General features: G+C 66.0%; 9 protein-coding genes and 5 tRNA genes. 1 reads left to right on the top strand and 13 read right to left on the bottom strand.

Annotated features, from left to right (window positions below):
* Positions 1–90 precede the first annotated feature (90 nt).
* Positions 91–771: an RlmE family RNA methyltransferase gene (locus tag NFT33_RS17615; RefSeq protein WP_149503012.1), complete on the bottom strand. Its 681-nt coding sequence runs from the start codon at positions 769–771 to the stop codon at positions 91–93.
* A 21-nt stretch (positions 772–792) separates the two neighbouring features.
* Between NFT33_RS17615 and NFT33_RS17620 the strand changes: the two genes are divergently transcribed.
* Positions 793–1,275 (top strand): YhbY family RNA-binding protein, encoded by a 483-nt coding sequence (locus NFT33_RS17620; protein WP_149503011.1) that lies wholly within the window; start codon positions 793–795, stop codon positions 1,273–1,275.
* A gap of 72 nt (positions 1,276–1,347) precedes the next feature.
* On the opposite strand, the gene NFT33_RS17625 is transcribed toward NFT33_RS17620, so the two are convergent.
* The 12 genes from NFT33_RS17625 to clpX all read right to left on the bottom strand — a co-directional run bounded on the left by NFT33_RS17625 (position 1,348) and on the right by clpX (position 13,022).
* Positions 1,348–1,791: a DUF4149 domain-containing protein gene (locus NFT33_RS17625; RefSeq protein ID WP_220785773.1), complete on the bottom strand. Its 444-nt coding sequence runs from the start codon at positions 1,789–1,791 to the stop codon at positions 1,348–1,350.
* Between the two features lie 30 nt (positions 1,792–1,821).
* Positions 1,822–2,298 carry a transcription elongation factor GreA gene (gene greA, locus NFT33_RS17630; protein WP_037477629.1) on the bottom strand — a complete coding sequence of 159 codons (477 nt, stop codon included), beginning with the start codon at positions 2,296–2,298 and terminating at the stop codon, positions 1,822–1,824.
* Positions 2,299–2,416: 118 nt separating this feature from the next.
* Positions 2,417–5,695: a carbamoyl-phosphate synthase large subunit gene (gene carB / locus NFT33_RS17635; RefSeq protein WP_251677282.1), complete on the bottom strand. Its 3,279-nt coding sequence runs from the start codon at positions 5,693–5,695 to the stop codon at positions 2,417–2,419.
* The gene (gene carA, locus NFT33_RS17640) at positions 5,688–6,875 is read right to left on the bottom strand and encodes a glutamine-hydrolyzing carbamoyl-phosphate synthase small subunit (RefSeq protein ID WP_251677284.1); all 1,188 of its coding nucleotides are present in this window, start codon (positions 6,873–6,875) and stop codon (positions 5,688–5,690) included. Before carA ends, carB begins: the two co-directional genes overlap by 8 nt.
* A gap of 216 nt (positions 6,876–7,091) precedes the next feature.
* Positions 7,092–8,513 carry a replicative DNA helicase gene (gene dnaB, locus NFT33_RS17645; protein ID WP_220785776.1) on the bottom strand — a complete coding sequence of 474 codons (1,422 nt, stop codon included), beginning with the start codon at positions 8,511–8,513 and terminating at the stop codon, positions 7,092–7,094.
* A 112-nt stretch (positions 8,514–8,625) separates the two neighbouring features.
* Positions 8,626–8,701, bottom strand: a tRNA-Gly gene (locus NFT33_RS17650).
* Between the two features lie 25 nt (positions 8,702–8,726).
* Positions 8,727–8,815: transfer RNA gene (locus tag NFT33_RS17655), tRNA-Leu, on the bottom strand.
* A gap of 49 nt (positions 8,816–8,864) precedes the next feature.
* Positions 8,865–8,940, bottom strand: a tRNA-Gly gene (locus NFT33_RS17660).
* Between the two features lie 8 nt (positions 8,941–8,948).
* Positions 8,949–9,022, bottom strand: a tRNA-Cys gene (locus NFT33_RS17665).
* 15 nt (positions 9,023–9,037) lie between these two features.
* Positions 9,038–9,113 (bottom strand) — tRNA-Gly (locus NFT33_RS17670).
* 116 nt (positions 9,114–9,229) lie between these two features.
* A complete protein-coding gene (gene lon, locus NFT33_RS17675) occupies positions 9,230–11,653 on the bottom strand; it encodes an endopeptidase La (RefSeq protein ID WP_251677286.1) in 2,424 nt (807 codons plus the stop codon).
* 88 nt (positions 11,654–11,741) lie between these two features.
* Positions 11,742–13,022: an ATP-dependent Clp protease ATP-binding subunit ClpX gene (gene clpX / locus NFT33_RS17680; protein ID WP_220785778.1), complete on the bottom strand. Its 1,281-nt coding sequence runs from the start codon at positions 13,020–13,022 to the stop codon at positions 11,742–11,744.
* Positions 13,023–13,049: the final 27 nt, after the last annotated feature.

Consider the following 13,049-nt stretch of genomic DNA (forward strand, 5'->3'; position numbering starts at 1 on the left):
ACGAAATGCCCGGAAGACCTTGTGCCCCGGGGTAAAAGTCATGGACGACATCGACACGAGACCCCGTGCCGACAAGATCGCCGCCATTTCTCAGGCCGACCTGCGCTTGAGACCGATGCCGACCAGAAAGGTTTCGGAAGATTTGTCCCGCGAGGCCTTCGGCTTGCACGGCTTGACGACCCGGAAATGCTGGCGGAACAGCTCGACGAGCTGGGCGTAGCCGCCGCCATGGAAGACCTTGCAGACCAGCGCGCCCTCGGGCTTCAGGTGCGACTGCGCGAAGTCGATCGCCAGCTCGATCAGCAGCTCGACCCGCGCCGCATCGGTCACGCCGACACCCGAGAGATTGGGCGCCATGTCGGAGACGACCACATCCACCGGCCGGCCGCCCAGCATGCTCACCAGCTGCTGCAGCACCGCATCCTCGCGGAAGTCGCCCTGGATGAAGTTCACGCCCTCGATCGGCTCGAAATCCAGCAGGTCCAGCGCGATGATCGTGCCGTCGAGCTCGCCGACCGCGGCCCCCCCGGCGCCGGCCTCCTTCGGCGCGAAGCGACGGCGCAGATACTGGCTCCAGGCGCCGGGCGACGCGCCCAGATCGACCACCACCTGTCCGGGCCGGATCAGGTGAAAGGTCTCGTCGATCTCCTTGAGCTTGTAGGCCGCACGAGAGCGGTAGCCCTCCTTCTGCGCCTGCCGCACATAGGGGTCGTTGACGTGCGCGTTCAGCCACGCCTTGTTGATTTTCTTGCTCTTGCTGTCGATCTTCATGCTAGGAACGATAATAGAGGCATGGCTGCCATCCAACTGACACCGGCCCAGCGCAAGGAACATCGCGCTGCGGCCCATCACCTCGATCCCGTCGTCATGATCGGATCCGAGGGCCTGACCCCTGCCGTCCTCAAGGAGACCGATGCCGCGCTGAAAGCGCACGGACTGATCAAGGTGCGCGTCTTCAGCGACGACCGCGGTGCGCGCGAGGGCCTGCTGGTCCAGCTCGCGCATGAACTCGATGCCGCGCCGATCCAGCATATCGGCAAGCTGCTGGTGCTGTGGCGCCCGCTGCCCGAAAAGGAACGCACCGAAGAGCGCAGCGAGGACCGCCGCGCCGCCGCGCCGCGTGTCGTCAAGCTGCTGACCTTCTCGAAGAGCGGCTCGCACCGCGCACAGATCAAGAAGGTCACCATCCTGGGCAACCAGCGTCTGACCACCGGCGGCCTGGTCAAGCGGGCCAAGAACCGCCCCACCAGCACCAAGAAGCGCCAGCAGGACTGAGCCTGCTCAAAGCAGACTGCCAAGAAGAACAGGCCCCCGCAGCATCTCATCGCTGCGGGGGCCTGTGCATTTTCAGGCCGGACTCTCGCCCGCAGCGCGCCAGACCAGCCCCAGCAGCAGCAGGCCCTTGACCAGGAAAAGCGTGCTCGAGGCGCCATGCAGCGCACCGAAGCTGAAGCTGCCCTGGCCAAGCCGTGCCGCCTCCATCATCGGCTGCAGCGCGAAGAAGCCCAGCACGGTGCAGAACAGCGCGCCCAGCACCAGCAGCAGGTTCAGCGACATCACCGAACCACGCCCCGCGGCCATGCGCAGCGAGGCCAGCCGGCGCTCGATCAGGAACAGCGCCACCGCCAGCCCCAGGCCCGCATGGGCCTCGATGCGGAAGAGCTGACCGGCGATGCGGCCCGCCTCGGTGCGCTCGAGCATCGCGAACAGCGTCGGCGCCACCGCCGCGCCGAGCGTGACGACCAGCCCGAGCCACAGCGCGGCCAGCAGCGTGCGAATGCGACACAGCAACATCGGCTCTCCTTGCCCGACTGCTGCCGCTCAGCAGTAGCGGACTTCGATGATCTCGTAGTTCTTCAGGCCACCGGGTGCATTGACGGTGGCGACGTCGCCGGCTTCCTTGCCGATCAGCGCGCGTGCGATCGGCGACCCCACCGAGATGCGGCCGAACTTGATGTCGGCCTCGTCCTCGCCGACGATCTGATAGGTGACCGCGTCGCCGCTTTCTTCCTCTTCCAGATCGACGGTGGCACCGAACACCACCTTGCCGCCGGCATTGAGCGAAGCCGGATCGATCACCTGCCCGACCGACAGCTTGGCCTCGACCTCGAGGATGCGGCCCTCGATGAAGCCCTGCTTGTCCTTGGCGGCGTCGTACTCGGCGTTCTCGGACAGGTCGCCCTGGGCGCGGGCCTCGGCGATCGCCTGGATGACCGCCGGGCGTTCGACGGTCTTGAGGCGGTGCAGCTCTTCCTTCAGCAGCTCGGCGCCGCGCTTGGTCAGCGGAATCGTGGCCATGGGTGTTCTTCGATCGGTCGGGTATCAACAAAAGCGAACCGCCGCCTGCTTCCTCGCGGAAGGCCGGCGGCGGCACGGGGCTGCGCACGGGCGGCAGCCCGCGCAGTTTAGTTCAGTTTCAGCCGAGCTCGGCGTGCAGTTCCTGCAGCGACACGACGCTCAGGCCGTCCTGGTGCTTCAGCGCCTCGGTGGCAGCCTCGCAGCCGGCCATCGTGGTGTAGTAGGTCACCCGGTTGGCCAGGGCCGCGGTGCGGATGTGGCGCGAGTCGGCAATCGCGGTGCGGGTCTCGTCGACGGTGGTGAAGACCAGCTGGATCTCGCCACCCTTGATCATGTCGACGATGTGCGGACGGCCGTCCTTCAGCTTGTTGACCACCTTGACCGGGATGCCGCCGGCGGCGATGGCCGCAGCGGTGCCCTTGGTCGCGACGATGCCGAAGCCGAGCTGGTGCAGGTCGCGCGCCACGCCGACGGCGCGGGCGTGATCGCTGGCCTTGACCGAGATCACCACGTTGCCGCTGCGCGGCAGGCGCGAGCCCGCGCCGAGCTGGCTCTTGAGCATTGCCTCGGCGAAGGTCTTGCCGGTGCCCATGACTTCGCCGGTCGAGCGCATTTCCGGGCTCAGGATCGGGTCGACGCCAGGGAACTTGTTGAACGGGAAGACCGCTTCCTTGACGCTGAAGTAAGGCGGCACGATCTCGCGCGGCGCCTCGCCGTTCAGGCCCTTCTGGTCGGCCAGCTTCTGGCCGGCCATGCAGCGCGCGGCGATCTTTGCCAGCGACTGGCCGGTGGCCTTCGAGACGTAGGGCACGGTGCGCGAGGCGCGCGGGTTCACTTCCAGAACGTAGACGGTGCAGGCATCGAGCCCGCCGGTCACGTCGCCCTGGATCGCGAACTGCACGTTCATCAGGCCGACCACCTTCAGCGCCTTGGCCATCAGGGCGGTCTGGCGACGCAGCTCGTCCTGCAGCACGGTGCTGAGCGTGTAGGGGGGGAGCGAGCACGCCGAGTCGCCGGAGTGCACGCCGGCCTGCTCGATGTGCTCCATGATGCCGCCGATCATCACGTCGCCGCCGGCGTCGGCGATGCAGTCGACGTCGACCTCGACCGCGTCATCGAGGAAGCGGTCGAGCAGCACCGGCGACTTGTCGGAGACGCGCACCGCTTCGCGCATGTAGCGCTCGAGGTCCTTGTCGCCGTGCACGATCTCCATCGCGCGGCCGCCCAGCACATAGCTCGGGCGCACGACCAGCGGGTAGCCGATCTCGTTGGCCAGCGCGATCGCCTCGCTCTCGGCGCGGGCGGTGCGGTTGGGCGGCTGCTTCAGGCCCAGCTCATTGAGCAGCTTCTGGAAGCGCTCGCGGTCCTCGGCGATGTCGATCGAGTCGGGCGTGGTGCCGATGATGGGCACGCCGTTGGCTTCCAGGTCGAGCGCCAGCTTCAGCGGGGTCTGGCCGCCGTACTGCACGATCACGCCGACCGGCTTTTCCTTGTCGACGATCTCCAGCACGTCTTCCAGCGTCACCGGCTCGAAGTACAGGCGGTCGGAGGTGTCGTAGTCGGTCGAGACGGTCTCGGGGTTGCAGTTGACCATGATGGTTTCAAAGCCGTCCTCGCGCATGGCGAGGGCCGCGTGAACGCAGCAGTAGTCGAACTCGATGCCCTGGCCGATGCGGTTCGGGCCACCGCCCAGCACCATGATCTTCTTCCTGTCGGTCGGCTCGGCCTCGCACTCGCCATCCAGACCCTCGTAGCAGGAGTACAGGTAGGCGGTCTGCGTGGCGAACTCGGCCGCGCAGGTGTCGACGCGCTTGTAGACCGGGCGCACGCCCAGGGCCTGGCGCGCGCGGCGCACATCATGCTGATTCGAGCCGAGCAGCTTGCCCAGACGCTTGTCCGAGAAGCCCTTCTTCTTCAGGAAGCGCAGCTCGGCGGCCGACAGGCTCTCGAGGGTGCGGCCCTTGAGCTGGGTCTCGGTGGCGATGATCTGCTCGATCTGCGCCAGGAACCACGGGTCGATCGCGGTTTCCTCGAAGATCTCGTCGAGCGTCATGCCCAGACGGAATGCGTCGCCGACGAACAGGATGCGCTCGGGGCCGGGCTCGCCGATCTCCTCGATGATCTCGTCGCGGTCGCGCGAGCGCTCGGTCAGCCCGTCGATGCCGGTCTCCAGACCGCGCAGCGCCTTCTGGAACGATTCCTGGAAGGTGCGGCCCATGGCCATGACCTCGCCCACCGACTTCATCTGCGTCGTCAGGTGTGCGTCGGCGGCCGGGAACTTCTCGAAGGCGAAGCGCGGGATCTTGGTGACGACGTAGTCGATCGACGGCTCGAACGACGCCGGGGTCGCGCCGCCGGTGATGTCGTTCTTCAGCTCGTCCAGCGTGTAGCCCACCGCCAGCTTGGCCGCGATCTTGGCGATCGGGAAGCCGGTGGCCTTGGAGGCCAGCGCGGACGAACGCGACACGCGCGGGTTCATCTCGATGACGACCATGCGGCCGTCACGCGGGTTGATCGAGAACTGCACGTTCGAGCCACCGGTGTCGACGCCGATCTCGCGCAGGATCGCGATCGAGGCGTTGCGCAGCAGCTGGTACTCGCGGTCGGTCAGCGTCTGGGCCGGCGCCACGGTGATCGAGTCGCCGGTGTGGATGCCCATCGGATCGAGGTTCTCGATCGAGCAGACGATGATGCAGTTGTCCGCCCGGTCGCGGACCACTTCCATCTCGTATTCCTTCCAGCCGATGAGCGATTCCTCGATCAGCAGCTCGTTGGTCGGCGAGAGGTCGATGCCGCGCTTGCAGATCTCCTCGAACTCTTCCGGGTTGTAGGCGATGCCGCCGCCGGTGCCGCCCAGCGTGAAGCTGGGGCGGATCACCATCGGGAAGCCGGAGCCGCCGACCTCGGCCTGGATCGCCTTCTGGACGGCCCAGGCCTCTTCCATCGAGTGCGCGATGCCCGACTTGGCCGAGCCCAGACCGATCTTGGTCATCGCGTCCTTGAACTTCAGACGGTCCTCGGCCTTCTCGATCGCGTGCTCGTTGGCACCGATCATCTCGACTTTGTACTTCTCCAGCACGCCGTGCTTGTGCAGGTCGAGCGCGCAGTTCAGCGCCGTCTGGCCGCCCATGGTCGGCAGGATCGCGTCCGGGCGCTCCTTGGCGATGATCTTCTCGACCACCTGCCAGGTGATCGGCTCGATGTAGGTGACGTCGGCCGTGGCCGGGTCGGTCATGATCGTCGCCGGGTTCGAGTTGACCAGGATGACCTTGTAGCCTTCCTCGCGCAGGGCCTTGCAGGCCTGGGCGCCGGAATAGTCGAACTCGCAGGCCTGGCCGATGATGATCGGGCCGGCGCCGATGATGAGAATGGATTTCAGGTCGCTGCGCTTAGGCATTCTTCTTCTCCGCTTGCTTGTCGTTCATCAGCGCAGTGAAGCGGTCGAACAGGTAGGCGATGTCGTGCGGGCCGGGCGAGGCTTCCGGGTGGCCCTGGAAGCAGAAGGCCGGACGGTCGGTGCGGGCCAGGCCCTGCAGCGTGCCGTCGAACAGGCTCACATGCGTCGGGCGCAGGTTGGCCGGCAGCGTCTCGGCGTCGACCGCGAAGCCGTGGTTCTGGCTGGTGATCGACACGCGGCCGTTGTCCAGGTCCTTGACCGGATGGTTGCCGCCGTGGTGGCCGAACTTCATCTTGAAGGTCTTCGCCCCCGAGGCCAGCGCCATGATCTGGTGACCCAGGCAGATGCCGAAGGTCGGAATGCCGGTCTCGATCAGCTCCTTGGCGGCCGTGATCGCGTAGTCACAGGGCTCCGGATCGCCAGGGCCGTTGGACAGGAAGATGCCGTCCGGGTTCAGGGCCAGCGCCTCGGCCGCCGGGGTCTTGGCCGGCACCACGGTGACCTTGCAGCCCCGCTCGGCCAGCATGCGCAGGATGTTGCGCTTGACGCCGAAGTCATAGGCCACGACATGGAAGCGCGGCTCGGTCTGCTCGCCGAAGCCGGGGCCGCCGGCCGGGGTGGTCAGGCGCCACTCGGTCTCGGTCCACACCTCGGTGGCGGCGCGGGTCACGACCTGGGCCAGATCCTGGCCCGCCATGCTCGGCGCCGAGCGCGCCAGCGCGACCGCCTCGTCGATCATCGCCTGCGTCACGACGGTGTCAGCCGTGAACGACATGATGCAGCCGTTCTGCGCGCCCTTCGTGCGCAGCACGCGCGTCAGGCGACGGGTGTCGATGTCGGCGATGGCCACCGTGCCCTCGCGGACCAGGTACTCGGTCAGCGTCAGGGTCTGACGGAAATTGGAAGCGCGGACAGGCAGATCCTTGATGATCAGACCGGCGGCATGGACTTTCGAGGCCTCGACATCCTGCTCGTTGACACCATAGTTGCCGATGTGCGGATACGTGAGGGTCACGATCTGCCGGCAGTAGCTGGGGTCAGTGAGGATTTCCTGATAGCCGGTGATCGAGGTGTTGAACACCACTTCACCGACCGTGTGACCGGCAGCGCCGATCGAGGTGCCATGAAAGACCGTGCCGTCTGCGAGGGCGAGAATGGCGGGAGGCAGGACGGGCAGCACGGGAACTCCGATGTGGGCAAGCCCAGCGCGGCATCGGAGCTCGGCGGTCAACCAGATCGTCCACGAGACCGGCACATGCCGGATCCGGGGGGTTGACGCCGCGATGGCGCTGGGCTGCGTTGTTGGCGGACAAACCTGAGGATTATAGCCGGATCGGGGTTTACCCGGCCAGCCCCTGTCACTGCTCGGAAACCAGAAGCCCGCGCGCGGTGATCGTCAGTACTCGTCGCCGTAGCTGCCCGGCGCCAGGTTCTCGAACTTGGTCAGCGGCTTCATGAACGCCAGTTTCACGGTGCCGACCGGGCCGTTACGCTGCTTGCCGATGATGATCTCGGCCACGCCCGGCTCCTTCGAGTCCTTGTTGTAGTACTCGTCGCGGTAGATGAACATGATGACGTCCGCATCCTGCTCGATCGCGCCCGATTCGCGCAGGTCCGACATCATCGGCCGCTTGTCGGTGCGGGTCTCGACCGAGCGGTTGAGCTGCGACAGCGCGATCACCGGACAGTGCAGCTCCTTGGCCAGCGCCTTCAGGCCGCGAGAGATCTCGGAGATCTCGGTCGCGCGGTTCTCGCCGCTGCTGGAGGCCGAGCCGCTCATCAGCTGCAGGTAGTCGATGACGATCAGGCCGAGCTGGCCGAACTGGCGTGCCTGACGGCGCGAGCGCGCCCGCACCTCGCCCGGCGTGAGCGCCGGTGTCTCGTCGATGAACAGGCTCACGCCGTGCAGCAGGTCAAGCACCTCCGACAGCCGCCCCCACTCGTCATCGGTCAGCGCACCGGTGCGCAGGTGCTGCTGATCGATGCGCCCGAGCGAACCCACCATCCGCAGCGCCAGCTGCGACGCGCCCATTTCCATCGAGAACACGACCACCGGCTTGCGCTCCTTCACCGCCACATGTTCGGCGATGTTGAGCGCAAAGGCGGTCTTGCCCATCGACGGCCGTGCCGCCAGGATGATCAGGTCGCCGCCCTGCAGGCCGGCCGTCATCCGGTCGAGATCGATGAAGCCGCTGGCCACGCCGGTCACATCGCCGGCGCCGCTGTCGGCCAGCTCCTGCACCCGGTCGATCAGCTGCACCACCAGATTGTCGAGCGAATGGAAGCCCTGCTTGTTGCGCGAGCCCTCCTCGCCGATCTTGAAGATCTTGGCCTCGGCCTCGTCCAGGATGGCCGACACGGCCGCGCCCTGCGGATTGAGCGCGCGGGTGGCGATCTCGTCGCTGGTCTCGACCAGGCGGCGCAGGATCGCACGTTCGCGCACGATCTCGGCATAGCGACGCAGATTGGCCGCACCCGGCACGCTGTTGGCCAGCGCATTCAGATAGGCCAGCCCCCCGACCTCCTCCGCCTTGCCCAGGCTCTGCAGTTGCTCGAAGACGGTGATCACATCGGCCGGACGACTGCCGCTGACCAGCGACATGATCGCGGTGTAGATCAGCCGATGCTCGTAGCGGTAGAAATCCGATTCGCTCAGCACATCGCCGGCACGGTCGGAGGCGCTGTTGTCGAGCAGCAGGCCGCCGAGAACGCTCTGCTCGGCCTCGATCGAATGCGGCGGCACGCGCAGGCGCGCGACCTCGTCGTCAATGCCGCGCGAACCGGGAGAAGGAAAGTAGCCGGGAATCTGGGAAGACATGGCGCAATGATAGGCACCTGCGTGCCGGACGAGGACACCGGCAGCGCGACATCGCCCACCGAGGATGATGGGACAAAAAAAAGAGTCGTCCGGTGGACGACTCTTTTCATGTTGGAGCGGGAAACGAGGCTCGAACTCGCGACCTCAACCTTGGCAAGGTTGCGCTCTACCAACTGAGCTATTCCCGCGTAACTGGCAATGACTTGTCGAAACTGGTGCCCGGGACGGGAATCGAACCCGTACGCCCTTTTCAAGGCGGCGGATTTTAAGTCCGCAGTGTCTACCAGTTTCACCACCCGGGCCTGAAGCGAGAACCTGAATTCTTCGCGATCATGACACCAGACGAGAATCTGGAGCGGGAAACGAGGCTCGAACTCGCGACCTCAACCTTGGCAAGGTTGCGCTCTACCAACTGAGCTATTCCCGCATCGACTCTGGAGGCGCGGGGCGGAGTCGAACCGCCCTGGACGGATTTGCAATCCGCTGCATAACCGCTTTGCTACCGCGCCACCGACATCAGTATCTGGAGCGGGAAACGAGGCTCGAACTCGCGACCTCAACCTTGGCAAGGTTGCGCTCTACCAACTGAGCTATTCCCGCATTTCTCTTCGCTTTGCTGCGCTGATTTGGTTGTCTGCGCTGCGTCGAGAACGAAAGTATAGAACACCTTATTCTCGACGCGCAAGCGTTTCGGCCGTTTTTTTTCAGTGTACCCGTCAGTGCTTGGTCGCCGCTTCGATGGCTGCACCCACGGCAGGCTCGGCCGCCTTCGGCGCTTCGGCCTTGATCTCCTCGTCAGGCAGCGGCTCGGGCAGACGCTCGAGGGCCACTTCCAGGACACGATCGAACCACTTCACCGGAATGATCTCGAGCTGGCTCTTGACGTTCTCGGGAATGTCCTGGAGATCCTTGGCATTGTCCTGCGGGATCAGCACGGTGCGGATGCCGCCGCGGTGGGCCGCCAGCAGCTTCTCCTTCAGCCCGCCGATCTCGGTGACCTCGCCGCGCAGCGTGATCTCGCCGGTCATCGCGACATCGGCACGCACCGGGATGCCGGTCAACGCCGACACGAAGGCAGTGGCCATCGCGGCACCCGCGCTCGGACCATCCTTGGGCGTGGCGCCGTCGGGCACGTGAATGTGGATGTCACGCTTCTCGAACAGCTCGTCCTTGATGCCCAGGCGGGCGGCACGGCTGCGCACCACGGTGCGCGCGGCCTCGACCGATTCCTTCATCACGTCGCCGAGCGAGCCGGTGCGGGTGATGGCACCCTTGCCGTTCATCACCGCGGCCTCGATGGTCAGCAGGTCGCCGCCCACCTCGGTCCAGGCCAGCCCGTTGACCTGACCGACCTGGTTGTCCTTCTCGGCCTCGCCGTAGCTGTACTTGCGCACGCCCAGGAAGTCGTTGAGGTTGTCGGCCGTCACGACGACCTGGCCCTCGTACTTCTTCAGCGACAGGCCCTTGACCACCTTGCGGCAGATCTTGGAGACCTCGCGCTCGAGCGAGCGCACGCCAGCCTCGCGGGTGTAGTAGCGGATCACCGCGCGGATGGCGTCCTCGGTGACCTCCATCTCGCTGTCCTTGACGCCGTTGTTCTCGCGCTGCTTGGGCAGCAGGTAGCGCTGGGCGATCGAGACCTTCTCGTCCTCGGTGTAGCCCGACAGGCGGATGACTTCCATCCGGTCGAGCAGCGCCGGCGGAATGTTCATGCTGTTGGACGTGGCGATGAACATCACGTCCGACAGGTCGAAGTCGACCTCGACGTAATGGTCGCTGAAGGTATGGTTCTGCTCAGGATCGAGCACCTCGAGCAGCGCCGACGACGGGTCGCCCCGGAAGTCCATGCCCAGCTTGTCGATCTCGTCGAGCAGGAACAGCGGATTGCGCACGCCGACCTTGGTCAGCGACTGCAGCACCTTGCCCGGCATCGAGCCGATGTAGGTGCGGCGGTGGCCGCGGATCTCGGCCTCGTCGCGCACGCCGCCCAGCGCCATGCGGACGAACTTGCGGCCGGTGGCTCGCGCCACCGACTGCCCCAGCGAGGTCTTGCCCACGCCCGGCGGTCCGACCAGGCACAGGATGGGCGCCTTGACCTTGTCGACGCGCTGCTGCACCGCGAGGTACTCGAGGATGCGTTCCTTGACCTTGTCGAGACCGAAGTGGTCCTCGTCGAGCACCTCCTCAGCCAGCGGCAGGTCGTGCTTGACCTTGCTCTTCTTCGCCCACGGCAGGTTGACCAGCGTGTCGATGAAGTTGCGCACGACGGTGGCCTCGGCCGACATCGGCGACATCAGCTTGAGCTTCTTCAGCTCGGCATCGGCCTTCTTGCGCGCCTCCTTCGACATGCGGGCGGCGGCGATCTTCTTCTCGAGCTCCTCGAGATCGGCGCCTTCCTCGCCCTCGCCGAGCTCCTTCTGGATGGCCTTGACCTGCTCGTTGAGGTAGTACTCGCGCTGGCTCTTCTCCATCTGGCGCTTGACGCGGCCGCGGATGCGCTTCTCGACCTGGAGGATGTCGACCTCGTGCTCGAGCAGCTCGAGCAGCTTCTCGAGGCGCTTGTCGACCGGCACCATGTCGAGCACCAGCTGCTTGTTCTCGAGCTTGAGCGGCAGGTGCGCGGCGATGGTGTCGGCCAGCCGGCCGGCGTCATCGATGCCGGCGATCGAGGTCAGGATCTCCGGCGGGATCTTCTTGTTGAGCTTGACGTACTGGTCGAACTGCTGGGTGACCGCACGGCGCAGCGCCTCGATTTCCGGCGAGCCCTGATCGGGCACCGGCACCGGCGTGACCACCGCGGTGAAATGCTCGCCGCTGTCGTCGATGCTCTGGGTGGTGGCGCGCTGCATGCCCTCGACCAGCACCTTCACCGTGCCGTCGGGCAGCTTCAGCATCTGCAGGATGCTGGAGACGCAGCCGGTCTCGAACATGTCGTCGGGCTTGGGCTCGTCCTTGCCGGCGGCCTTCTGGGCCACCAGCATGATCTGGCGACCCGCCTCCATCGCGGCCTCGAGGGCCTTGATCGACTTCGGCCGGCCCACGAACAGCGGGATGACCATGTGCGGGAAGACCACGACATCGCGCAGCGGCAGCAGCGGCAGCGTGATCGGGTCCGGGGGAAGAATGGGGTGGCCTGACATCAGAACCTCTCTTTCTGCAGTCCCATCTGGGACCGCGGCACCGGTTTGCAAGGGCGACTCCCGCCCCGGCCCCCCGGTGCGGGATCACTCAGGCGCTGGCCTTGGCCTGCTCGCGGTACACGAGCAGCGGCTTCGTGCCATCCTCGATGGTGTGCTCGTCGACGACGACCTTGGCGACGCCGTCGAAGGTGGGCAGGTCGAACATCGTGTCCATCAGCGCCTGCTCCATGATCGAGCGCAGGCCGCGCGCGCCGGTCTTGCGCTTGAGGGCCTTGCGCGAGATCGCCGACAGCGCCGACGAGCGCACTTCCAGCTCGACGCCGTCCATGCCGAACAGCTTCTGGTACTGCTTGACCAGCGCGTTCTTCGGCTCGGTCAGGATCTGCACCAGCGCGTCCTCGGTCAGCTCGCCCAGCGTGGCGATCACCGGCAGGCGGCCGACCAGCTCGGGGATCAGGCCGAACTTGACCAGATCCTCGGGCTCGATCTGGCGGAACACCTCGGTGATGCTGCGCTCCTGCTTGCTCTTGACCGAGGCGCCGAAGCCGATGCCCGACTTCTCGGAGCGGTTGGCGATGACCTTCTCCAGACCGTCGAAGGCGCCGCCGCAGATGAACAGGATGTTGGTCGTGTCGATCTGCAGGAAATCCTGGTTCGGATGCTTGCGCCCGCCCTGCGGCGGCACCGACGCCATCGTGCCCTCGACCAGCTTCAGCAGCGCCTGCTGCACGCCCTCGCCGGAGACATCGCGGGTGATCGACGGGTTGTCGGCCTTGCGGCTGATCTTGTCGATCTCGTCGATGTAGACGATGCCGCGCTGGGCGCGCTCGACCTCGTAGTTGCAGTTCTGCAGCAGCTTCTGGATGATGTTCTCGACGTCCTCGCCGACATAGCCCGCCTCGGTGAGCGTGGTGGCGTCGGCGATCACGAAGGGCACGTTGAGCAGCCGTGCCAGCGTCTGCGCCAGCAGCGTCTTGCCCGAGCCGGTCGGGCCGATCAGCAGGATGTTGCTCTTGGTCAGCTCGACGTCGTCGGACTTCGTCTTGCCGGCCATGTGCTTCAGGCGCTTGTAGTGGTTGTAGACCGCCACCGACAGCGTGCGCTTGGCCTGCTCCTGCCCGATCACGTACTGGTCGAGGCTGGCCTTGATCTCGGCCGGCACCGGCAGATCGTCGCGACCGGCCTTGGTGCCGGCCTGCGCCTCGGCTCCCGGGGCCTCGTCACGGATGATGTCGTTGCACAGCTCGATGCACTCGTCGCAGATGAACACCGAGGGACCGGCGATCAGCTTCTTGACCTCGTGCTGGCTCTTGCCGCAGAACGAGCAGTACAGCGTCTTTTCGCCGGGAGAGCCTTTTTTGTCAGGCATGGGATGCGGCCTCGAGTCGAAGGAAAG

Origin of the sequence: Sphaerotilus sp. FB-3 (genome assembly GCF_023706025.1) — a bacterium.
GTDB classification, from domain to species: Bacteria; Pseudomonadota; Gammaproteobacteria; order Burkholderiales; family Burkholderiaceae_C; genus Sphaerotilus; species Sphaerotilus sulfidivorans.